Consider the following 21775-nt stretch of genomic DNA (forward strand, 5'->3'; position numbering starts at 1 on the left):
GTCACTCCAGTAATGCGGGGAGTTCGGTCACCGAATCGAGCACCCGATCTGCGCCCACCTGCTCGAACTTTTGTCGTCCGTCCTCACCGTCCAGTCCGCCAGTCAGGACGCCGATGCCGTAGTACGTGCGGCCGTCGGCCTCGTCGGCGTTTTCCGCGGTTCGGATATCGTCGAGCGTATCGCCGACGAAGACGAGGCTGTCGACGCCGAACTGCTCGCCGAGGTCGACGAGCGCGTCGGGGTCGGGCTTGCCGCCCTCCCAGTCGTCCATCGTGAAAACCCGCTTGTCGGGGAGATCGAGACCCACCCGATCCAGTGCGATTTCGGCCTCGGCGGCGGGGCGGCCGGTCAGGACGCCGACCTCGTACCGGTCGGTCAGCGTCGACAGTGTCGAGGAGTCGACGAGCACTGGCTCGTCGTGGATGAATCCCTCGTTGCCGCCGTCCGGCTCACCGCCCTCGATCTCGCGGTACAGATCGTCGCCGAGATACAACCGCTGGAACACCTCACGGTGGCGGTCGGTGTTCCAGTTTGCGAGCACCATCTCTCGCTCGGCCGGCGGCAGTGACTCGCCGATCGCGGCCTGTGCCGCCGAGAGCCCGCCGCCCGTGCCCGCGATGGTGGCAGTGTATTCTTCCATCGTCAGCTCTGCACCCTCCCGGTCTGCGAGGACGAACAGCGCGATAGCGTCGGTCAGTTCCCAGTCGTTGTTGAATCCACCGGCGTCTTTGAACCGCTGGATATCCGACCGGTCGACCGTCTCGCCGTAACACTGTTCGATGGTCTCGATGATCGCGCGTCGATACGAATTTTCGACATCAACGAGGACGCCGTCGATGTCTAGGACGACTGCCCCGACGTTCATTACCCTCCCTGATGGGTTCCTCCCTCAAGGGGATTGCGGGACGAGTCGGGGGTCTCACTCGCCCGAGATGTCTGCGACAAAGAGCGTTTCGCCCGGCACTGTCTCCCGAGAGACTTCGACCAGCGGCGGATCCCCGCCCAGCGTCGTGAAGACAAAGTCTGCGCCGACGCGCGCCGCGAGTCGTGCCGTTGGCTTGTGCAACTCCGGCGGAAGATTCTGCGCGAACAGGGCGTCCGCTTCCTCGTAAACCGACAGTGTCGGTGCTGTCACATCATCGCGGACAAACTGCACCGACGGTGAGGTCTCCTGGTCGACGATATCCGTCGCCGTGACGGCGACGCCGCGGGCCGCGAGTTCGCGAGCGACAGCCAAGCGGTTGCCGATTCCAATCTCGACGACGCGGTCGTACGCTGCGAGGCGATCAGCGATGGCCGCGACGGTCTCGGTTCGCACTGGATTTTTATTGGGGGGCGGCCAATATATAGGTGCATGCATGTCGACATCGTGCCGGTCGGCGACGTCAATGCAGTCGTCAAACGTCAGGCCTCTACGGGATTGCGGACTGTCTACGACTGCGAAGTCACCGTTCACGACGCCGAACCGGTACCATCTGGAGCGTACGATTCCTCGCGCGAGCAGTACCGCGCAGAGGAGTTTATTGATCTGGCAAAACGGACCGGAAGCGGGGAGAAAAACATCGCGATCACCCCCAAAGATCTGTTCTATCACCGCCGAAACTACGTGTTCGGACTCGCCTATCTCGGGGGCAGCGGCAGCGTCATCTCGACGTATCGACTCCGAACGTCTTCTGACGGTGGCTTCTCGAACCGCTCGGCCGACGACATTTTCTCCGACCGGGTCCGCAAAGAGGTCGTCCACGAAATCGGTCACACCCTCGGGCTGGAACACTGTGACAACAAACGCTGTGTGATGAACTTCTCGCCGACCGTCCGCGAGGTCGACGTCAAAGAGGAAACACTCTGTGGCTCCTGCCAGCGAAACGCGCTCTGAGTGGTATCACACCCGCCACTGAATCCTCGAATTTCTGTCTAGTGAGTCGCTATACCCGAAGATTATGACCTCTCGGGATGGTTGTGTGTCATTCGTATTCAAACCTAATCTGATAGGTGCTCGCTGCCGACAATGGTACCAAACGAGTTTGGTACAATCTCTTTAGTAGTCCATGCTATATGTATAGACGCGCATGAGTAAATCACAATCCAACGCAGATCGGACCGAAGAACTGAGCGACATTTTCGTCTCCGTCACCGGTGACGAGGAAGTGACCGAAGAGCAGGAAGACGATACGATGGACCGGGAACTCCCCGGTGAGAGTCGGATCGACGAGGCCGTCCGTGACGGCCTCTCGGACGCCATCGAGGGCGCCGAAGCGGATGCCGGTGACCCCGGCGATACCTCTGGCTAAGGCATGACGGGTACCTGACCGCCCTCCACGTTACTCCCGTCGGCCCGTCGCCGCCCTGCTGCCGACGGATTCGGGACATTTTCGCCGTCCGTTCGGGCGGCGTCGTCGTTTTCGACCAGTAGTCGCCGCTTTACCCACCCTCCCCGTTCCGTTCTCTCGTTTCTCCCCCGTGTGAGAATAGTCTCGTCACTATTTTCCGCTGAACGGTCAGCTAGTTTCAAGTCATGTCTATGTGTGACACATATTCATGGACTGGTTACAGGCAGAGCGTGAGTACGACGACGAGGTTCTCGGGGAGAGTACGATTCCGCGGATGTTTTTCGACGCCGCGGACCGCTACGCCGGGATTCCGTGTCAACTGTACAAAGGCGGGGTCTACGACCGCGCGCTCGTCTCGGAGGGGGTTGTCGAGGCCGCGCCCGCAGGGGAGTATGCGGAACTGTCCTTTCCCGCCGTCGCCGACATCGTCCGCAATCTCGCCGGGGGATTCCGAGAACTCGGCGTCGACGAGGGAGACCGGGTGGCGATATACGCCGATACCCGCATGGAGTGGGCGCAGGCTGACCTCGGCCTGCTGACTGCGGGGGCGGTCGTGACCACCGTCTACACGGAATCCTCGCCGGAACAGGTCCGGTACCTGCTGACCGATCCCGGCGCGACGGGAGTCGTCGTCGAGAACGAGGATCTGCTCTCGACGCTGGCGGAAGTAGAGGGCGAGACAGACGTAGAATTCGTCGTGTTGCTGGACGACCAGACCGAAGAGTGGGATCTCGACGCCGAACTGTACACGCTGGGGGAGGTTCACGAAGCGGGCGAAGCATACGACGAGGAAACCATCGAGCAGTGGATCGACCAGCAGGAGTGGACCGATCTGGCGAGTCTGGTCTACACTTCCGGGACGACCGGCGATCCGAAAGGTGTGAAACTGACCCACGAGAACTGGCGCAGTTGTCTGAATCAGGTCCGCCGCCGGATCGGCCCTCGCTCCGACAAGCCCGCGGAGATGCCGAAACTCGAACCCGGCAAGCGATCCATTGCGTTCCTGCCGCTGGCACACGCCTTCGAGCGCTCGAATCACTTCCAGAACTTCGCGTCGGGAGTGACCATCGGCTACGCCGAAAGCACGGACACCATCGGCGACGACATCGAGACGCTCGAACCGGAGTTCGCCGCCGCCGTGCCGCGGGTCTACGAGCGCATCTACAACGGCATCCGCGAGCAAGCCAGCGAATCTGATGCGAAAAAACGCATCTTCGAGTGGGCCGTCGAGACGGCACAACAGTACGACCGCGCCGACGACCCAGGCCTGATTCTGGAGGCGAAACTCGCCGTCGCCGACCGACTCGTCTTCTCCTCAGTTCGGGAGGCGCTGGGCGGCAACATCGAGATGTTCATCTCCGGTGGCGGGTCGCTCTCGGAGGAACTCGCCCGCCTCTACCGGGCGATGGGCGTGACGATCATCGAAGGCTACGGACTGACGGAGACGGCCCCCGGCGTCTCCTTCAATCCGCCGGAGGACATCCACGTCGGCACGATGGGCCCGCCGCTGTGTGAGGTCGACATCGATCTGGACTCCGAAATTGTCGACGAGCGCACCCGCGAGGAGACTCCCGGCGAGGTCGGCGAACTGCTCGTCAAGGGCCCGAACGTCTTCGAGGGCTACTGGGAGAAACCGCAACAGACGGACCGTGCTTTCGACGGCGAGTGGTTCCGTACCGGTGATATCGTTGCCCGCGAGGCCGACGACTACCTCCGCTTTGTCGACCGCCGGAAGAATCTGCTGGTGCTCGACACCGGTAAGAACGTCGCGCCAGAACCCATCGAAGACGACTTCTCGACTTCGCCGCGGGTCGATCAGATCGTCGTCGTCGGCGACGACCGGAAGTTCGTCGCCGCGATCATCGTTCCAAACTTCGAGGCATTGCGTTCGTGGGCAGCCGACGAGGAGATCGATCTCCCCGAGGACCCGCACGCGGTGGTCGACGACGAGCGCGTCCGCGAGTGGATCGCCGAAGAAGTAGATCGGGTGAACACCGATCTCGCGACACACGAACAGATCAAGGAGTTCCGACTTGTCTCCGAGGAGTGGACCGCGGACAACGACCTGCTCACGCCGTCGATGAAGAAGAAACGACGGAACATCCGCGACGCCTACGAGGAGGAACTTGCGGACATCTACAGCGAGGAGGAAGAACAGACTGGGGCGATGGCGGCGGACTGAATGATTCTGTTTGCGCTTTGCTGAATCCTCATTCGGTGATGCGTTTCAGCGCGCGTGTTGAGTACAGGGCGCCTATTTAGCATCCCGTCTGATGACCTCCACCTCGATCAATCATTTACGACGAGTCGTTCAGAGACCAGACCGTCGCTACAATCGACTATATAGAACAGACATGACCACAATCAGCATTGCGATTCCGCCGAGCCACCGGAGTATCCCATCGAATGCGAGTAACTGTGCACCGATCAGTGAGACGAAAGCATTGGTGAGAGCAACCCATCCCTCGCCCTTCGTTGCAGTGTATGAAATGCCAGAAATGAGTAGCGCGACTCCTAATCCAGTGACAATCAGATTCACTCCAAACGGATCTTGAATCAAAATCCCACTGACCAACAATATCAAACCAAGCAGAACGACCCCTGACGTGGGACGGTTCTTTGTGATTACGTCTCTTGTGGCAGTTTCCATACAACCACACTCTGTACGAGTGCCGATAAATCCCCGAGTACAGTCTCTGTTTGCGGACACAAACCGACTGCTGAACTCACCCTCTGTATCTTGCACGGAGATCCCAGCAACTGTCGGCTATTATTCGTTCATATAAGACCCTTCGACCGTCCTCCCGGTTCACTTTCGAGGTCCCCTTCGCTCGAACCTCTCTACTCATGGATCGCTCCGCTCCCCGTTCGCATTTCCGAGATCCTCACTGACGTTTGGATCTCGCTAGGCTCGCGGCTTCGCCGCTCGCGTTTCGGAGACGTTCGCTCCGCTCACGTCTCCCTACTCGCGGTTCCTATCGTCACCGCTCGCATCTATGAGGACTCGCTACGCTCGTCCTCACTATGGCGCGTAATAATACTCCCCAGCGTTCTTCTGCTCGCGATCGAGCTGACTGCCGGGCTTGTTGATCCGCGGCCGGGAGGTCCGCTCGTCCCGCCGGAAAGTAATGTCCAGATTCGAGAGGAAGTCGTTCATCCCCTCGCGCATCCCCTGTGGCCCGGCGGCTACACCGTGCTCGGCAGGCTCGCCCTCGAAGACGAGCAGGCGATCCGAGAGCAGATCGATCATGTAGATATCGTGGTCGATGACCATCGCCGTCGCGTCGTTGTTCTCGGCGTAGCGGCGGATCGCCGAGGTGGCGAGCACGCGCTGTTCCACGTCCAGATGCGCCGATGGCTCGTCGAGCAGGTACAGATCGGCGTCCTCCGAGAGACAGGCCGCGATGGCCACGCGCTGGCGCTCACCGCCGGAGAGGTCGGTGAGGTTCTGCTCCATAATCGCCTCCAACTGGAGGGGCTGAGCGATCTCGGTCTTCCAGAACGAACTCCCGAAGTCGTCGGTGATCGTCGAGAGGAAGGCGTCGACCCGCATCGGCTGATCGATCTCGATATACTGCGGCTTGTACGCGATATCGAGTCGGGAGTCGACCTCGCCGTCGTCGGGTTCGAGTCGCCCCGCGAGCATCTGTGCGAACGTCGACTTTCCGATTCCGTTCGGGCCGACGACGCCGAGCACTTCGCCCTCGTGGATGGTGCCACCTTCGACCGACAGCGAGAACTCGCCCTCGCCGTAGCTCTTCTCCAGTGCGGGATACTCGACGAGGGACTGTCCCGTGGTGTTCGAGCGGGGGGCGTGTTCCTCGAATTCGATTTCGGTCTGGCGGATCCGCATGTTCTCGTTTTCGAGATAGCCCGAGAGATACTCGTTGATACCGTTTTTGACCGACTTCGGCGGCGTAATGATCCCGAAGGCTCCGGCTTGCCCGTACGCGACGTGGATCGCGTCCGCGATCAGATCCAGAATTGCGAGGTCGTGCTCGACGACGAGCATCGACCGATCTTCCTCCTCGGCCAACTCGCGAACGAGTCGCGCCGCGGTCATCCGCTGGCTGATGTCCAGATAGGGCGTAATCTCGTCGAGGAAGTAGAAGTCCGCGTCACGGGCCAGCGTCGCCGCCAGCGCGACTCGCTGGAGTTCCCCGCCGGAGAGGGTATCGATGTGCTGATCGATCACTGGTCGGATGCCGAGGCGGTCGAGCAGGTCGTCCAGCACGCCGCGCTCGTCAGTCTGTTCGAGCAACGCGCTGGTCGGACCGTCGAACTGATCGGGGATCTGGTCGACGTACTGGGGCTTGCGCGCCACGGTCACGTCGCCTTCCCGCATCGCTTCGAGATACTCCTGCAGGGCGGTGCCGCGGTACTCCTCGAGTACTTCGGCCCAGTCGGGTTCGTCGCCGACCTCGCCGAGATTCGGTGCGAGTTCGTCGGCGAGAATCCGGACTGCCGTCGTCTTCCCGATTCCGTTCGGGCCGAGAATCCCGGTGACGCGACCCTCCTCGGGCGCGGGCAGACCGTACAGCGCGAAGGAGTTCTCGCCGTAGCGGTGAATCGGCTCGTCCTCAAGTTCTTGCGGCAGGTTCAGAATCTGGATCGCGTCGAAGGGACACTTCTCGACGCAGATCCCACAGGATTCACCGAGACAGAGTTCCTCTGAGATCCAGATCTGATCGTCGGTTCCCTGATAGACCTCGTCTTCTTCGTAGCGCTCGCCACGAGTGATGATACACTCCTCGCCCGTGCGGTTCGGCGGACAGAAGTTCGCACACTCGTAGTTGCATCTATCCGGTTGACACTTCTCCAGGTCGACGACTGCGATACTATCTTCGGCCATGATTTACAGTAGTGACGGCAACTCGGTGCCGGCGGTCAGCAGGATCCCCCAGGAGATGAACCAGAGGACAAACGTCATGAAAAAGATGTACGCGTAATCCTTCCCGCCGAAATCGCTCGTGTCGATTCCGATTGCCTTGTACAGCGGGAACTGGATGACAATCGCCGCGAACAGAAAGACCGCACCTGTCGGATCTTCCGGACCGCTGGCCTCCATCAGCGAGAGGATAGCGGCTACGACACCGGCGAGTGTCGAACAAGTTGTGACAGTGACACTGCGTACGTACGGGCTCAGACCGTCGTCTGATCCCGTCTCGATATCAGACTCGGTCGTGCTCTCGCCCGTCTCCGTCGCCATATTAACAGTTGCGCGACCCGGAGTAAAAAGCCGTTCGTTCCCTGCTCGGATGGTATCTTTTATTCGCGCGGGGGTTCTCCCTCCATCCCATGGCCGAGACTGACGACTGGGACGGCAGTTCGCCGTGGCTGTTTCTCGCTGGACTTGCCGTCTTTTTCGGCTCTATCGTCCTCTTCGTCGCCGATCTGATCCGCGGCGTCGACGTACTCCGCTCGATTACGGCAAACGGAGTCGGGACGGCACTGTTGATCGTGTGGGCCGCTCACGATACGCTGCTCAACCCCGATTCTGAGGTCGCTACGCCCGCGGGTGCGGCCGGGACCGCACTACTGCTGTACGGGCTCTACCTGCTCGGGGCTGGCGTCGTCATCGCCGTTACGGGGCTGGTTCACGACCATCTCCAGCTCGGCTTTTGGTATCTCGGCCTCGCCGCCGTCGCCATCGCAATCGGGTATTTCATCTTCCCGAAAGAAGCGGTCATCTCGGCGGAGACTGACATGACGGATTCTGAGGGGGAGCACTCGCCCGACGAGTCCGGTCCGTCGGGCGATTCGTAGCCTGCACGCGCCAGCGCGGGCTTCGGCGAAGCTGTGAGCGTGTCCCGAGACGGTGGATAATCCGCCGATTTCGGGTTGATCCCTCAATCTTTATACAGCCGGCGTACCTTACACTGACCCGATGACAGAATCCGACGAGGAGGGGATCGCGGATCTACCTCCGAGTGCGAAGCTCGTCTACAAGGTGCTCGAGTACAACGGCCCGCTCACCCAGAAAGGGATCGTTCAGGAATCGATGCTCTCTGCCCGAACCGTCCGCTACGCGCTCGAACGACTCGACACGATCGGTGTCATCGAAGAGGATGTCTACTTCGCCGACGCCCGACAGAATCTCTACGAGATCACCGACGAAGAAGCCGAAGCCGAAACCGAAGCCGCCGTCTCCGACTGACCCTCGCCTCTCTGTTTTCTCCGGTGAGTAGTCACAACCCGGTCAGGACGGAACGACCGTGATCGTCTTTCCGTGATCGATTGCCTGCTCCAGTTCCTCGGCGATTGCGCTCCCCCGAGAGACCTGAATCTCGCCGCCCCGGGAGACTGTCGCGGTAAACAGATACTCCCCGTCGGCCTGCACTTCGACTGTCTCGCCAGCGTGACCCTCGAGCGGGATCATGACGTGTCGACTCGTCACCTCCGGCCGGACAGTCATACCGCTGCCACCGGGACCCATCTCGCCGCCTGACCCGCCAGATCCGGCCGCATCTGGCTGTTCCTCGAAGGTCCGTACGTCGATATCGATGCCGAGGCGGTCTTCGATCTCCGAGATCCGGCCGCCGCCCTTGCCGATGACCGAGGAGATGTCGTGTTCCTCGACCCAGACGACTGCAGTGTTGCCCCCGCGCAGATCCACCTCGACGTGACCGTGTGCGATCGAGCGGATCTCCCGTTCGATCTCCTGTTTGGCGATCTGATCGACGCCGGAGTCGCTTGCCTCCTCTTCGCCGATCGGCACGGTGACGACCTGCCGGTTGAACGTGTAGATCTCGTACTCGGGCTGGTCGGTCTCGAAGTCTTTGATCATGATGACCGGCCGGGCCAGATCCTCCTCCATCAAGCCTTCGGGCACCTTGACCGTCGTCGACACGTCGTAAACTTTCTCGACTTTCCCGGCCTCGATGTACACGACTGTATCGACGACCTGCGGGATCAGGCCGAGTTCGACTCGACCGATCAACCGCTGGAGGGCGTCGATAGCCCGTGTCGCGTGAACGACGCCGATCATCCCGACGCCGGCCAGCCGCATGTCCGAGAACACCTCGAAGTCCTCGGTCTTTCGGACCTCGTCGTAGATGGTGTAATCCGGCCGGACCATCAGCAGTGAGTCCGCGGTTTTGGCCATCTGGCCGTCCAGCGCGGTGTACTGGGTGATCTCCGGACCCACCTGGAGGTCGCGAGGTTTCTCCATCGTCTTCACCGCGAAATCCGAGTCGCTGAGGAACTCACCGACCGCCTGCGCGAAGGTGGATTTCCCCGCGCCCGGCGCACCCGAAATCAGGACACCGCGCTGGTGTTCGAGCAGTCGATCTTTCAGTTCGTCGGCGTACTCGTACTCGTCGAGCTCCGTCTTGACGATTGGTCGCACCGCCGTGATCTCTAACCCGTCGCTGAACGGTGGCCGGGCGATGGCGATCCGGAAGTCCCGGAACTGGACGATGGTCATGCCGGGTTCGGAGAGTTCGACGAAGCCGTCGGGGCTGGCGTGGGTCGCCTCCTCGATGTCGGCCGCAAACTCTCTGAGGTCGTCCTCGGTGAGCACGCGATCCTCGACGGTCTCGTAGGCCATCTCGCCGATCGAGCCGCGTTTAGCCATCGGTTCGACGCCGACCTTGAGGTGGACGCTCATCGTCCCCTCGTCGAAGTACCGCTCGATGTCGAGTTCCTCGAACGATCTGGTTTCGGGGTCGAGTTCCGTCACCGAGACGCCGGTCGCCCGCGCGACCTCCGCCTGGACGGCGTCGCTGGTGACCAGCGTCGCGCCGCGCTCTTCGGCGATGTCGCGGATGATCGCGTCGATATCGCCTTCGTCGGCGTCGCGTTTCTCCGTCGAGTCGGGCCGGCGGCCGACGTACTCGACGACGATTTCGCCGGCCTCGTCGAGGTCGATCAGTCGCTGTAACTCTTCGAGTCCCTCCCAACCGGTCTCTCTGCCGTCGTTTGCCTGCGATTCGAGTTCACCGACGACCGCCTCGGGGATCGCAACGGTTGCGTCGGCGAATTCGCCGGCATCGACGCGCTCGGAGACCCGGCCGTCGATGATAACACTCGTGTCCGGGACGATTTCCATACCCGTAATTGGGCTGTCGTTCTTAAATGTCACGCGGTCCGACGCGTTGCCCTCCTCACGCCCGGTCGTGCTGATCGGCCGCCCGTGCGGCCAATCTGGCGACGCGAAGCGGCTCCGGCCGCCCACCCTCCGGCGTGAACCCCCTGACTACCTCGGCGGGCGCTGCTTCGAGTCCAACGGACCGAGCGTACAACTCCTTGCCATCGACTGTAACCTGGTCGCGCTCCGGAAGTGTGCGGTAGGTCTCCAGCCGTCTCTCGGCGGCCTCACTGTCGAACTCCTCCCTAATTGATGGCTCTAGCCCCTCGCTTTCCTCGAAGGAAACAGAGAGAACTGGGCGGTCGACGGCGTCGTGGACGGCTGAGAGGTCGACGATATTGTACCACGCGGGTGCGATACCCGCGATCAGCACGTAGCGCACGTCTTCTCGGTCGAGTCGGTCCCAGAGGTCGACAATCGCCGCTGTCGCGTCTGTGCCACCGACTGTACACGACCCAAAAACGAACCCGTCGATGACCCGACTGGCACGGCAGACGACACCAGCGAGGGTGCTCGAGTCACCGCGGTACGATTCTGCGATTCCGAGGGCGCGAATGCCCGATTTCACGTCTCTTCTTTGATCTCTTCGAGGCGGTCCAGCAGTTCGTCGTTCGAGGCCGTGAACTCGAACTCGACATCACCGTCGTGGTCAGTCTCCCCAGTGGAGACTCCATCGTCCTCAAAATCTGTGTCGTAATCCTGATTCTCCTGTTCGGATTCGTCGTAACTCCCGAACCCCATACAGCTTACGCTAACCGTTTGACAGTAAAAAATTGCTCGGAGGCTGTCAATACACCGTCAGGACTGGCCGGGATAGTTTCTTACAGCCAGCCGCCCGATTTCGGGTATGGACGTTATCAACGTCACAGCCGACGCTGAGGTCTTTACGAGCAACGCGTATCTGGCACTCGGCGACGAGCCAACACTCGTGGATGCGGGCGCGATGGACGGCGTCGTCGACGTGATTCGCGAGCATACCGACACACTGGAGCGTGTCCTCGTTACCCACCAGCACTCCGACCACGTCGCGGAACTCGATACCGTCTGCTCGGCGTTCGATGTCGACTGCTACGCCTTCGCAGATCACTCCCTCCGGACCCACGAACTCGCCGACGGTGACACCATTACCGTCGGTGACGAGGAGTGCGAGGTGGTCCACACGCCCGGTCACGGCGACGACCACGTCTCTTTCGTCGGCGAGGACTCGCTGTTCTCTGGAGACGTAGTTGTCTACAACGACGGTGCCTTCGACGACGGCAGTTTCGGCCGTACCGACTATCCGGGGATGTCCCGCGAGCGTCTCATCGAGAGCATCCGCGAACTCCTCGACCGGATGAGCGATCTCAGCGCGATGTACTCGGGTCACGGCGACGTCTACACCGGCGACGTTCGGTCGGTCGTCGAGCGCTCGCTCGAACGGGCCGAACGCCGCGAGCCGAAATATCCCGACGAGTAGCCGTCGCTTGCTCGGTCTAGAGAACAGAACATCGCGGGAACGCCCGGGGGAAGGCGTTCACGCCGACGATTTTCTCACTGGTTTTTGGGAAAGAGGGAATGGTGGGTGGGGAAAGAGGATGCCGGCACTGTCGGCCAGCGGCGCGGGTGGGGGGAACACGCGCCGGCTGGCGACCGTGCGGGTCGATCCGGGTGAGTGCACGGCCACCCAGTCCAGGCGATCGACAGCATCATCGGACGAACGGAGCCGTTGCCGCCAACGGGACTGGATGAGGGATGGGTGGATCGGTGTGACGGCTCCGAGCGTCCGGCGTGCCGACCGGCCACGGGGGGAGCGGCCGACCGGTCGATCACTGCCGTTGCCTGAATCCCCCGATCAGCGCCCGCGTGGGTTGCCGATCCGCCGAGGGGGAAGATCGGATCGGATGTACAGGCGGACGCCAACCGGAGGGGTTCGGGTGGCATGCACTCCAAATTAGCTGTTGTACGCATATAAATTTGGTGTTGGATGGCACTTGTTGGGAACGAATGGTTTTGAGTGTTCTGCGGGAGGGCGAGGTGGCGCTTCAGCTACGGCGATGCTGTCGGTAAACTCGGCGGCGGACGGAGACAAAAGACGGACTGCTCAGGTGCTGCGGGTTTCGCGGGCTTTCGGTCGCAGATTTCCGTAGCCGCATTTGCGACAGGAGTCGGTTCGCTGTGGATTCCGGGCGTTACACCGCATACAGATCTGTTTCGTGAAGATCCGGTCTTCTGCTTTGTCGAAACTGGCCATACCGACGCTCCGTGCTCGGTCCTGTTAACCGTTTCTTCTCGTGCTCGCTCGAATTCGTATCGTTCAACCGCCCGGCCGCCGCAGTTGCAGGCGTGTCCCGCCGCGAACTGTTCGGATCGCTCTGTGTGCTGGTCTTTCTGGTCAACCTCGCCCGGGTGATCTTCGCCCCGCTGTTGCAGCCAGCCGCCGCCGACTTCGGCGTCTCGGCGGCCTCGCTGGGAATCGTCACCAGTGCCGCGTGGCTCGGCAGTGCCGCTCCGCGGCTTCCGACCGGGCTCCTCTTGACTCGCTTTGAGCGCCACCACGTTATCGCCGTCACCGGCTCGACGCTCGTCCTCACGGCCGGACTGACCGCGCTGGCCGACTCGGTCGCCCACCTCACCGTCGGTGCGTTCCTGATGGGGCTGTCCAGCGGCAGTTACTTCATCGCCGCGAATCCGCTGGTGAGCGAACTGTTCCCCGACAGTGTCGGCACTGCACTCGGCATCCACGGCATGGCCAGTCAAGTTGCGGCTGTCGCCGCCCCGCTCGCGCTGAGCGCCATTCTGCTCGTCGGCTCGTGGCAGACGACCTTCGTCCTGATCGCAGTAGTGGCTGCTCTCGGAACGACCGCTCTCGTCTGGGCCGCCCGCAAGACTAATCTCCCCGACGCTGGGGCCGACGACCGGAGCGTGCTGACGGCTGGCCGCGCGCAGTGGCGGCTCATCCTCACCGGGATCGCCTTCATCGGCGCGGCTGGCTTCCTCTGGAACGCCCTGTTCAACCTCTACGGCGACTATCTCGCCGTCGTCAAGGGAATCGACCCGGCAACTGGTCGCCTGCTGCTGTCGGCGATGTTCGGTGCTGGCGTCCCGGCCTTCTTCGTGACTGGCTGGCTCGCCGACCGAGTCCCGTACATCCCGCTCATTCTCGCTATTATCGGGAGCTTTGCGCTCAGTGTCATCGCGCTCACGCTCGTCGACGGACTGGCCGCACTCGCCGCGATGAGCCTCCTGATCGGCTACATCATCCACTCGTTGTTTCCAGCCCTCGACACCTACATGCTCGATTCGCTCCCCGACCGGCACCGCGCCAGCGCGTACGCACTGTACTCGGCGTCGATGATGCTCGTGCAGGCGCTCGGCTCGGGGACCGTCGGGACTTTCATCAGCCGTGGTGCGGAGTACAATCGAACCTTCCGGATTCTCGCCGTTGCACTCCTCGGACTCGTCTGTCTGCTCGCGGTTCTCGACCAGCGCAACCTGCTTCCTGCTGGCGGTCGCTGATCCGTCGGGATCGGACTGTATTTATGTACCGCTTGATCAGGGAGAGATATGTGGCCGATTGGACACGCGTCGGTAGCCTACCTCCTGTATGCACTCTCGACACGTTCGCGGTTCGATGGCCCACCCGGTCACGGCGCGACGGTGGCTGTCGGCTTCGCCTCGCAGGTGCCCGATCTGATCGACAAACCGTTGGCGTGGTATCTCGGCGTCCTCCCCGGTGGCCGGACGCTCGCCCACTCGCTTTTCGTGCTCGTTCCGCTCTCGCTGGTCGTCTACGAATTCGCCCGCCAGCGAAACGTCGAGGAGTACGGCGTCGCCTTCGCTGTTGGGACTCTCTCGCATACGCTGCTCGACGCGTTCCCGATTCTCTGGAACACGGAGACTCCATGGGAGGCACTGTTCTGGCCGCTGCTCTCCCCCGGCGGCGTCTCCGGTGAGGGTGCCCCGACGATTCTCGGCCTCTTTCGGGACTCGCTCGGCCAGCCGTATTTCCTCTCGGAGTTTTGCTTCCTCGCGCTCGCGCTGTACGTCTGGCGGGCGGACGGCTACCCGGGCCTTGGCCCGGTGATCGGTCGGCTCTCCCCTGCCTGATCACGCCCCCATCTGCCGAAGCCGGCTGTACTGTTGATCGTTGGTGTACAGATACCACGCCACTGTCCCGTGGACCAGCAGGCCGACTGGGCCGGCGGGGCCGCCCATCAGTAGCATGGAGGCGCTACCCAGTGCCGCCCCGACGGCGATGTACAACCCGAGCCGTCGACCCCACGACGTGAACGTCCACGTGCCGTAACCCGCGGCGAGGTTCCCGACGCCGAAGCCAGCCAGAACGAGGCCGACGACCGTGAGTGAGGAACCGATCGGACCCGCGTACGCCGACATCGCGTTCGCTCCCTGGACCACCACGAGTCCGCCGAAGACGAGCGCCAGCCCCATGCCGGCGAAGGCCAGCGAGACGAGTCGGAAGCCGATGGGAACGGACGACCCTCTGCTCGCGTGTTCGGCGGGCGGCTGACGCCGCTGTCGGCCGTGGTCGCCGGTCGTTGCACTGTGTTGGCCTGTCTGTGGCTGCTGTCCGCGACGGGGTGCGCTCTGCTGTCCGGGCTGTCCCTGTTGGCTGCTCCGCTGGCCTTGCTGTCTGCCCGTTCCGGCCGAGTGCTCGGATCGACTCATAACACGGCGTGGTCCCGTCTTCGTACTTAAGACTCGGGGCGAACGACACGGCTTTGGGGATTCCAGAGTAAGGGAGAGTATGAACCTGACACAGCGACCGCGACGCCTGCGAACAGACGGCGTCCGCCCGCTCGTCCGCGAGACTGATCTCGCCGCGAGCGACCTCATCGCGCCGGTGTTCGTCGACGCGACGACGGAGCGCCGCCAGCCTATCGAGTCGATGCCGGGCCACGAACGCGTCCCGGTCGACGAGGCCGTTGCCCGCGTCGAGGAGATCCGAGAGACTGGCGTCGAAGCGATCATCCTCTTCGGCATCCCCGACTCGAAAGACGACCGGGGCACTCGTGCGTGGGCCGAAGACGGCATCGTTCAGGAGGCCACCCGCCGGATCACCGCCGAGACGGACGCCTACGTCATCACCGACGTCTGTCTCTGCGAGTACACCGACCACGGCCACTGTGGCGTGCTCGAATCGCACGCCGAAGAGGAGCCGACGGTGACGGTCAAAAACGACGAGACGCTGGAGTTGCTCGAACGGATCGCTGTCTCGCACGCGCAGGCGGGTGCGGACATGGTCGCGCCGTCGGGGATGATCGACGGTATGGTCGGTGCCATCCGCGGTGCGCTCGACGAAGAGGGCTTCGAGCACGTCCCGATCATGAGTTACGCCGCAAAATACGAGTCGGCCTTCTACGGGCCGTTCCGCGACGCTGCCGACGGCGCACCCGCCTTCGGCGACCGGCGGCACTACCAGATGGACCCCGCCAACGCTCGCGAAGCGCGAACCGAAGTCGCGCTGGATGTCGAACAGGGCGCAGACGTGCTGATGATCAAGCCGGCGCTGCCGTATCTGGATATCATCGCCGACGTGCGCCGTGAGTACGATCATCCCGTCGCCGCCTACAACGTCTCTGGGGAGTACGCGATGTTACACGCCGCCGCCGAGAAGGGCTGGCTGGATCTGGAGGAGACGGCTTACGAGTCGCTGTTGTCGATCAAACGCGCCGGTGCGGATCTCATTCTGACCTACTTCGCCGAGGATATCGCACGTCGGTTGTGAACGCGGTGCACAGTTACCGTTCTCGGCCTAGCCGTCGGCCAACGGCAACGCGACCCCGAAAATCCACGGCGAGAAAAAGCCGATCGTGAGGCCGATCCCTTCCATGTAGGTGAACATGGTATTTTCCCACGCCGGAAGCGTCCCGAAGAGCATCCGGCCGAAGATTTCGCCGCCGGCGCCGAGCGCGAGGAGGCCAAGTCCCAGGAGAAATCCAGTCTTGGCCCAGCGGCCGTAATCGATACTTCTGGTATGTGCCATATTCGAGGGACACTCGCCCGTCGAATTAACCGTTTTGCTCCCCGGCCGGGGCGCTCGGACAGGTAACACTCTCGCGGGTGCGGTCGCTGCTTGCGGAAAAACGGGCGCTATCGATCACAAAAAGCCGTGTCCGTCAGGACAGGCGGTTTATATGACGCGGTTCTGCAGGTAGTCGAGGTGTTTTGCGTTGTAGACGATCTGAACCTCGTCGGTTTCGGCGGATCCGATGCAGGTCAGTCGGACGTTTTTGTCCTCGACTTCCTCGTCGGAGAGGATTTGCTGCATGTCCATGTTGATCTCGCCGTTGACGACGATGGCTGCGCAGTTCGCACAGGCCCCCGCGCGGCACGAGAACGGCCAGTCGTACCCCTGTGCCTCGGCTGCTTCCAGAATGTATTCCCCTTCGTTGACTTCGAGTTCACCGTAATCCTCGTCATCGAGGCCGGCGTCTGCTGCTTTCTCGAACACGGAATCGTCGTAAATGTCCCAGTCGTTGTCGTCGACAACTTCGTAGTTGAGGTATTCTACTGTTGGCATCATTTCACTATTTTGGGTCCACCCGGTTAGACTTTGCTGTTGTGCGGAATGTACCCGGTAAATCATTACATTCTCGGAAAATGAGCGAAATCAGCCGTATTAGTGGGCAAAACAGCCTGGAATCTGTCCGTTCGCTCGCTTCGGTCTCGCCAGTTTCGAAATCCTCAAACAGCGGACAGCCGAGGCAGGGGTATGGACCATCGTCAGCGTCAGATTCTCGCAAGCGGCGCGATTCTCGGAATGTTCCTCGTGATCCAACTCGGCGCGCTCGCGCTCGTCGAGCCGTTTCTCGAAGGCGGCCTGCAGGGGAGCCAGGACACGACCAATCCGGGGATCAGCATCGCCTACATCGCTGGCATTCTCGTCGCGACGGTCGCGATGCTCGGTGTCATCAAATACGGCGGCCAGAACGTCCTCCGGCTGGTCATCATCTTCGCTGGCGTCTACGTCACCTTCTTCGTCTTCGATGCACTCGTTCCCGCGCTCGGCTCGGTCGGCGGCGTCTTCATCGCGGATGCTGTTGCGCTGGTCGTCGCGCTCGGTCTCGGCGCGGCACTGTATCTCTACCCCGAGTGGTACGTCATCGACGCTGCGGGGGTTATTATGGGCATCGGCGCGGCGGGACTGTTCGGCATCAACTTCGGCATCCTCCCCGCGCTCGTTCTGTTGACTGCCCTCGCTGTCTACGACGCGATCAGTGTCTACGGCACCGAACACATGCTCACGCTGGCCTCGGGGATGATGGAGATGCGCGTCCCGGTCGTCTTCGTCGTCCCGCTGTATCGCTCGTACTCTTTTCTGGACGAGTCGACACCCGAGACCATCGCGGACGACTCTGCGGAAGATCTCGACGCCGCTGCCGACGAAACCGATCTCCCGACGGATCCCGAGGATATCGACGCTGCCACGCTCAACGATCTCGGCCCCGACCGCGTCAGCGACATCGACGACGACCTGCTCGCAGAGGCCGACCTCGGCGACGACGAACTCGACAGACTCGACGACGACGTGAAAGACGCTATCTCCGGCGGCAAGCGCGACGCCCTCTTTATCGGACTGGGCGACGCGGTCATCCCCTCCGTGCTGGTCGCCAGCGCCGCCTTCTTCATCGAGACGGGACCGACGCTCTCGGTACTCGGGATCAGCGCGACACTGCCGGCCGTGACCGCGATGGTCGGAACTCTCGTTGGCCTAACCGTCTTGCTCTGGCTCGTCCACCAGGGCCGAGCCCACGCGGGCCTCCCGCTGCTCAACGGCGGGACAATTGCCGGCTACCTGATCGGTGCGCTGCTCAGCGGGCTCACGCTCGTCGAAGCGCTCGGTCTCGATAGCTTCCTCTGATTATCCGGGGAACGCTTCACTTGCAGAGGACATCTCGATTTCTTCGCCGACGCCATTCTCGACCGCTCGGTCGTAGAGCAGTTTTGCCGCGGCGACGGTCTCGACCGCCGTGCCGCCGCTGTCGAACAGCGTGATCTCGTCGTCGGATTCGCGGCCTGGCGCTTTGTCGGCGACGACCTCACCCAGTTCTGCGTGGATGTGGCCCTCCTCGATTGCGCCCTCGGAGAGCGCGGTCCGGTAGGCCCCGGCGTCCTGATCGATGCGGCCGCGAAGGTCGGGGACGTACTTCGCCCGGGCGACCGTCGTCGGATCGACCTCGTGGTTCGTCGGGTGATAGCTGCCCATCGCCGTGACGTGCGTGCCCGCCGAGAGAACCTCACCGTCGAAGACTGGCTCGGGCGATGTCGTCGCCGTGATGACGATGTCCATGTCGCTGACTGCCGCCTCCGTCGAGTCGACCGGTTCGACGGTCACGTCCAGCTCGTCGTCCATATCCGCGGCGAAGGCCTCGCGGTTCGATTCGGTCGGCGAAAAGACTGAAACGTGATCGAGATCCCGGACTGCGGCGGCCCCGTGCAACTGGCCACGGGCCTGTGTTCCGCTGCCGATGATCCCCAGTTCTGCCGCGTCCTCGCGGGCGAGTTCGTCGATACCGATTGCGCCCGCCGCGCCGGTCTTCCAGGGGTTCATGCTCGCGCCGTCGATAATCGAGAGCAGTTCGCCGCTGGGGTACTCGAACAGCGGGAGGACGAACTGGGCGTCCTGCTGGCCGAAGCCGGCAGCGTAGTTGTACCCACCCATCGCGCCCGTCTCCGGGAGAACCGCGAAGTACCCCGTCAGAAAGCCCGGCGGATCGGCGTTGTTCAGTCGTGTTCGCGGTTCGGCCTGCGCCCCTTCGCCGCGCTGTCGATACCCCTCACGAACCACGTCGACGTACTCTGCCGGGTCTGCCAACGCTGCAACCTCCTCGCTGTGTAGGAATCGGACGTCTGCCATGGCTATCTATTCGGCGAGCCCATACAAAAAGCCGCGTCTCCCTCACCGACTTCCCTCGATTTTGCGGCGGTATTTTTCGTCTTGATAATGGGGAAGAAGCACTTTAATAGCGATATGTGTAACTATCACATAGAAGGGCACAGCGGCCCGTCCGACTAGCTATGAGCACTAACGCAACCGACGAAACGGACGAAGCGACTGTCGACCAGGGCGAACAAGAACGGTACGCCGAGTTGAATATCGGTGACGAAGAGTATGTGGTCTACGACCGAGAGAATCACCAAGCCTGGATCCAGTCGACAGTAGCCGTCGCTGCTGAAGACATCCGCTGAGGACGGGCCCGTTCAAGTAACCGGCGACCATCCTTTCTGTATGGAGTTTCACTCTCTCGGGAGCGAAGCCGACGGCCCGACGCTTCGACTGGACCACGAGGAGTTCGCCTACGCCGGCAAATTTGTCATGTCGAGCACTGGCAAGACCGTCGCTCGCGAGGGCGGCACTCTCGTCGGCGCTGTCGCCTTCAACGAAGACAACACTGACCCGGAGACCGCCCATCTCCGGTACGTGACCGTCCGAGAGGACCGCCGCGGCGAAGGGATCGGTCCCCGGTTGCTCCGGTTTACCGCCGCGGAACTCTCTGAAGAGTACGAGACTGTCGAGATTGCAGTCAACAATCCGATGGCCTACGAGGCCTGCTACCGGGCAGGATTCGTCTACACGGGCGAGCAGGCTGGCATCGCCGAACTTCGAATGGTCTACCGTCCGGGGAGCCGCGATGCTCAGCGGTATCGCTCCGGCTTCGAGACGTTCCGAGAGCGTGATCTCCCGGCGGAACACGAGGCGGTCTGTGATCGCCACGAGGAGGGTGACCCGCCGGATCTCGTCGATGTGCCGGCCTAGACTCAGACCCGCGACTCGAACAGTCGAGCGCCACAGCCATCACAGGAGACTGCTGCGACCTCGTGCGTACTACAGCAGGACTCGACGGTGTCCGTGCCGAACTCTGGTCGGCCGCCGCAGGCGGGACAGGAATCGATGAAGATCCGCAGGCCACTCAGCAGCTGACTTCGCTCCCGGACCGACAGTTCTCCCCAGTTTGCGATCCGCTCGTCGAGTTCCTCGGCGGCGGCGACATCCGCGAGAAAGGCGGCTTCGGACTCCCAGCGACCCACGACGCTGCCGTTGACCCGCCCCCGGAAGGCGTCGCCGTGGTCCTCGAAATCGACCGATCCTTCTGTCAACCCCAGCACGTCGAGCAGCCGTTCTCGCCCGGCATTCGCCGACTCCAGCCGGTCGATTTCGTCGTACCACTCGCTCCGAAAGCCGTCGGCGAGACAGAGGTCGTCTCGATCCGCACACGGTTCGAGTGCGCCCGCGTTGACGAGCGCTCGCTCCGGATCGAGATCAGTGTCGACGGTCGTGTTATCGGGCGCTTTTCCGAACCACGCGAGCACCCGCTGCGGCAAGTACTGCTTCGTGAGCGCCGGTGTGCCGGGGACGAGATAGCCGCGGAAATAGATCGCACCGAGCGAGACGGCGAGAACGCCTGTCCCTGCAGCAACCCCCACGACCGGTTCGGCGAGCAGCCTGCCCCCCGCTGCGACTGCACCCGCGAGAACGGTCGCGATAATCGTATTCACGACGGTACACGGTAGACACCGATTCTCGCCGGTGTATTCGGGCTGGCGAAGCCAGTCGAAGCGTCCCCCTGTGGCAGTCATTGACTGTCGATGTGTCCACTGCGCTGAAAAAAGATCTGGTTATGCTGAGGAGGGGCTCCGGGAGTTTACCCCTTCTCAGCACCGGAGAGAGACACGAAAACAAGACAAACCGGATTCGTCCCGAAGATGTTCTGTCGAAAATCGGGGTTTGCTTATAAACCTCCCCGGGTATCTGCCGCCCAGTTCCATGCGGATCCGGTCACTACGTATAGATGTGAACGGCAATGTCCCCAGAACACGACACCACGTCCACTAGCACTACGCGGCGAACATTCACGACTGTCGCCGGCGGCGGGGCCGCGCTCGCACTCGCGGGCTGTCTCGACTCCTCCGTTGACGACGGATCCGATACCAACGAGCCAATGCCAGCAAACAACAATCAGACGGACGACGACGGACCCGGGCAAGCAAAGGCGGTCGATACCGACCGAATCGCAGCAGACCCGACGGACCTTCCAGACCCGGTCGACTGGAACGAACCGCGCCATCACGAGGTGGAGATGACGACGACGGAGGAAACCGCCGAGATCGAACCCGGCGTCACGTTCGACTACATGACCTTCGACGGCCGCATTCCGGGTCCGATGGTTCGGGTCCGTCAGGGCGACACCGTCCAAGTCACGCTGACTAACGAAGAGAGCAATTCGATGCCGCACAACATCGACTTCCACGCCGTCTACGGTCCCGGTGGCGGCGCTGGCGCTTCGACGGTCAACCCCGGCGAAACCGCCTCATTCGAGTTCAAGGCGATGTACCCCGGTGTCCACGTCTACCACTG

27 protein-coding genes are annotated in these 21775 nt (G+C 62.3%); 14 read left to right on the plus strand and 13 right to left on the minus strand.

Features of this window, described 5'->3' with window-relative positions:
- Window position 1: 1 nt before the first annotated feature.
- The gene (locus V8P86_RS18010) at window positions 2-865 is read right to left on the minus strand and encodes a TIGR01548 family HAD-type hydrolase (protein WP_336328677.1); all 864 of its coding nucleotides are present in this window, start codon (window positions 863-865) and stop codon (window positions 2-4) included.
- A gap of 54 nt (window positions 866-919) precedes the next feature.
- A complete protein-coding gene (locus V8P86_RS18015; RefSeq protein WP_336328678.1) occupies window positions 920-1318 on the minus strand; it encodes a UPF0146 family protein in 399 nt (132 codons plus the stop codon).
- A gap of 36 nt (window positions 1319-1354) precedes the next feature.
- On the opposite strand from V8P86_RS18015, the gene V8P86_RS18020 reads away from it, so the two are divergent.
- The 3 genes from V8P86_RS18020 to V8P86_RS18030 all read left to right on the plus strand — a co-directional run bounded on the left by V8P86_RS18020 (window position 1355) and on the right by V8P86_RS18030 (window position 4512).
- Complete coding sequence (locus V8P86_RS18020) at window positions 1355-1876, plus strand: archaemetzincin family Zn-dependent metalloprotease (RefSeq protein ID WP_336328679.1); 522 nt, start codon at window positions 1355-1357, stop codon at window positions 1874-1876.
- A 193-nt stretch (window positions 1877-2069) separates the two neighbouring features.
- Window positions 2070-2291 (plus strand): hypothetical protein, encoded by a 222-nt coding sequence (locus tag V8P86_RS18025; RefSeq protein ID WP_336328680.1) that lies wholly within the window; start codon window positions 2070-2072, stop codon window positions 2289-2291.
- A gap of 247 nt (window positions 2292-2538) precedes the next feature.
- Window positions 2539-4512 (plus strand): AMP-dependent synthetase/ligase, encoded by a 1974-nt coding sequence (locus tag V8P86_RS18030; protein WP_336328681.1) that lies wholly within the window; start codon window positions 2539-2541, stop codon window positions 4510-4512.
- Between the two features lie 840 nt (window positions 4513-5352).
- Here V8P86_RS18030 and V8P86_RS18035 read toward each other — a convergent pair.
- Both V8P86_RS18035 and V8P86_RS18040 read right to left on the minus strand, forming a co-directional pair.
- A complete protein-coding gene (locus V8P86_RS18035; RefSeq protein WP_336328682.1) occupies window positions 5353-7182 on the minus strand; it encodes a ribosome biogenesis/translation initiation ATPase RLI in 1830 nt (609 codons plus the stop codon).
- A gap of 3 nt (window positions 7183-7185) precedes the next feature.
- Window positions 7186-7539 carry an EMC6-like membrane protein gene (locus V8P86_RS18040; protein ID WP_336328683.1) on the minus strand — a complete coding sequence of 118 codons (354 nt, stop codon included), beginning with the start codon at window positions 7537-7539 and terminating at the stop codon, window positions 7186-7188.
- Between the two features lie 89 nt (window positions 7540-7628).
- On the opposite strand from V8P86_RS18040, the gene V8P86_RS18045 reads away from it, so the two are divergent.
- Window positions 7629-8096 carry a hypothetical protein gene (locus V8P86_RS18045; RefSeq protein ID WP_336328684.1) on the plus strand — a complete coding sequence of 156 codons (468 nt, stop codon included), beginning with the start codon at window positions 7629-7631 and terminating at the stop codon, window positions 8094-8096.
- 121 nt (window positions 8097-8217) lie between these two features.
- Window positions 8218-8487, plus strand: coding sequence for an ArsR family transcriptional regulator (locus V8P86_RS18050; protein WP_336328685.1), 270 nt, complete (start codon window positions 8218-8220; stop codon window positions 8485-8487).
- Window positions 8488-8529: 42 nt separating this feature from the next.
- On the opposite strand, the gene V8P86_RS18055 is transcribed toward V8P86_RS18050, so the two are convergent.
- The 3 genes from V8P86_RS18055 to V8P86_RS18065 are packed head-to-tail and all read right to left on the minus strand — an operon-like array spanning window position 8530 to window position 11160.
- The gene (locus V8P86_RS18055; protein ID WP_336328686.1) at window positions 8530-10380 is read right to left on the minus strand and encodes a PINc/VapC family ATPase; all 1851 of its coding nucleotides are present in this window, start codon (window positions 10378-10380) and stop codon (window positions 8530-8532) included.
- A 55-nt stretch (window positions 10381-10435) separates the two neighbouring features.
- On the minus strand, window positions 10436-10987 hold the full coding sequence (locus tag V8P86_RS18060; protein WP_336328687.1) for an endonuclease dU: 552 nt from the start codon (window positions 10985-10987) through the stop codon (window positions 10436-10438).
- Window positions 10984-11160 (minus strand): DUF5786 family protein, encoded by a 177-nt coding sequence (locus V8P86_RS18065; RefSeq protein WP_336328688.1) that lies wholly within the window; start codon window positions 11158-11160, stop codon window positions 10984-10986. Before V8P86_RS18065 ends, V8P86_RS18060 begins: the two co-directional genes overlap by 4 nt.
- A gap of 106 nt (window positions 11161-11266) precedes the next feature.
- Between V8P86_RS18065 and V8P86_RS18070 the strand changes: the two genes are divergently transcribed.
- Window positions 11267-11875 (plus strand): MBL fold metallo-hydrolase, encoded by a 609-nt coding sequence (locus V8P86_RS18070; RefSeq protein WP_336328689.1) that lies wholly within the window; start codon window positions 11267-11269, stop codon window positions 11873-11875.
- Between the two features lie 195 nt (window positions 11876-12070).
- Window positions 12071-12241, plus strand: coding sequence for a hypothetical protein (locus V8P86_RS18075; RefSeq protein ID WP_336328690.1), 171 nt, complete (start codon window positions 12071-12073; stop codon window positions 12239-12241).
- A gap of 258 nt (window positions 12242-12499) precedes the next feature.
- On the opposite strand, the gene V8P86_RS18080 is transcribed toward V8P86_RS18075, so the two are convergent.
- Entirely contained in the window at window positions 12500-12649 is a 150-nt protein-coding gene (locus V8P86_RS18080) for a 50S ribosomal protein L40e (protein WP_336328691.1), read from the minus strand.
- 92 nt (window positions 12650-12741) lie between these two features.
- Here V8P86_RS18080 and V8P86_RS18085 point away from each other — a divergent pair, with 92 nt between their 5' ends.
- Window positions 12742-13914, plus strand: coding sequence for an MFS transporter (locus V8P86_RS18085; protein WP_336328692.1), 1173 nt, complete (start codon window positions 12742-12744; stop codon window positions 13912-13914).
- 48 nt (window positions 13915-13962) lie between these two features.
- Window positions 13963-14505 carry a metal-dependent hydrolase gene (locus tag V8P86_RS18090; RefSeq protein ID WP_336328693.1) on the plus strand — a complete coding sequence of 181 codons (543 nt, stop codon included), beginning with the start codon at window positions 13963-13965 and terminating at the stop codon, window positions 14503-14505.
- Here V8P86_RS18090 and V8P86_RS18095 read toward each other — a convergent pair whose 3' ends face one another.
- On the minus strand, window positions 14506-15084 hold the full coding sequence (locus V8P86_RS18095; protein ID WP_336328694.1) for a hypothetical protein: 579 nt from the start codon (window positions 15082-15084) through the stop codon (window positions 14506-14508). It lies immediately after the preceding gene.
- Between the two features lie 79 nt (window positions 15085-15163).
- Between V8P86_RS18095 and hemB the strand changes: the two genes are divergently transcribed.
- Window positions 15164-16144: a porphobilinogen synthase gene (gene hemB, locus V8P86_RS18100; protein ID WP_336328695.1), complete on the plus strand. Its 981-nt coding sequence runs from the start codon at window positions 15164-15166 to the stop codon at window positions 16142-16144.
- 27 nt (window positions 16145-16171) lie between these two features.
- Here hemB and V8P86_RS18105 read toward each other — a convergent pair whose 3' ends face one another.
- Complete coding sequence (locus V8P86_RS18105) at window positions 16172-16402, minus strand: DUF7860 family protein (RefSeq protein ID WP_336328696.1); 231 nt, start codon at window positions 16400-16402, stop codon at window positions 16172-16174.
- Between the two features lie 147 nt (window positions 16403-16549).
- Window positions 16550-16939: a ferredoxin Fer gene (gene fer, locus V8P86_RS18110; protein WP_336328697.1), complete on the minus strand. Its 390-nt coding sequence runs from the start codon at window positions 16937-16939 to the stop codon at window positions 16550-16552.
- Window positions 16940-17131: 192 nt separating this feature from the next.
- On the opposite strand from fer, the gene V8P86_RS18115 reads away from it, so the two are divergent.
- Entirely contained in the window at window positions 17132-18280 is a 1149-nt protein-coding gene (locus V8P86_RS18115; protein WP_336328698.1) for a presenilin family intramembrane aspartyl protease PSH, read from the plus strand.
- Here the strand turns inward: V8P86_RS18115 and V8P86_RS18120 are convergent, their stop codons facing one another.
- A complete protein-coding gene (locus V8P86_RS18120) occupies window positions 18281-19276 on the minus strand; it encodes an ornithine cyclodeaminase family protein (RefSeq protein WP_336328699.1) in 996 nt (331 codons plus the stop codon). It abuts the gene before it with no gap.
- A 161-nt stretch (window positions 19277-19437) separates the two neighbouring features.
- Between V8P86_RS18120 and V8P86_RS18125 the strand changes: the two genes are divergently transcribed.
- On the plus strand, window positions 19438-19608 hold the full coding sequence (locus V8P86_RS18125; RefSeq protein WP_336328700.1) for a DUF7331 family protein: 171 nt from the start codon (window positions 19438-19440) through the stop codon (window positions 19606-19608).
- A gap of 40 nt (window positions 19609-19648) precedes the next feature.
- Entirely contained in the window at window positions 19649-20176 is a 528-nt protein-coding gene (locus tag V8P86_RS18130) for a GNAT family N-acetyltransferase (RefSeq protein WP_336328701.1), read from the plus strand.
- Between the two features lie 2 nt (window positions 20177-20178).
- Here the strand turns inward: V8P86_RS18130 and V8P86_RS18135 are convergent, their stop codons facing one another.
- The gene (locus tag V8P86_RS18135) at window positions 20179-20997 is read right to left on the minus strand and encodes a DUF8054 domain-containing protein (RefSeq protein WP_336328702.1); all 819 of its coding nucleotides are present in this window, start codon (window positions 20995-20997) and stop codon (window positions 20179-20181) included.
- 224 nt (window positions 20998-21221) lie between these two features.
- Between V8P86_RS18135 and V8P86_RS18140 the strand changes: the two genes are divergently transcribed.
- Window positions 21222-21775, plus strand: a 554-nt coding sequence (locus V8P86_RS18140) for a multicopper oxidase domain-containing protein (protein WP_336328703.1), incomplete at its 3' end; no start/stop codon positions are given.

It is taken from the genome of Halovenus anhuiensis (assembly GCF_037080055.1).
Lineage (GTDB): Archaea > Halobacteriota > Halobacteria > Halobacteriales > Haloarculaceae > Halovenus.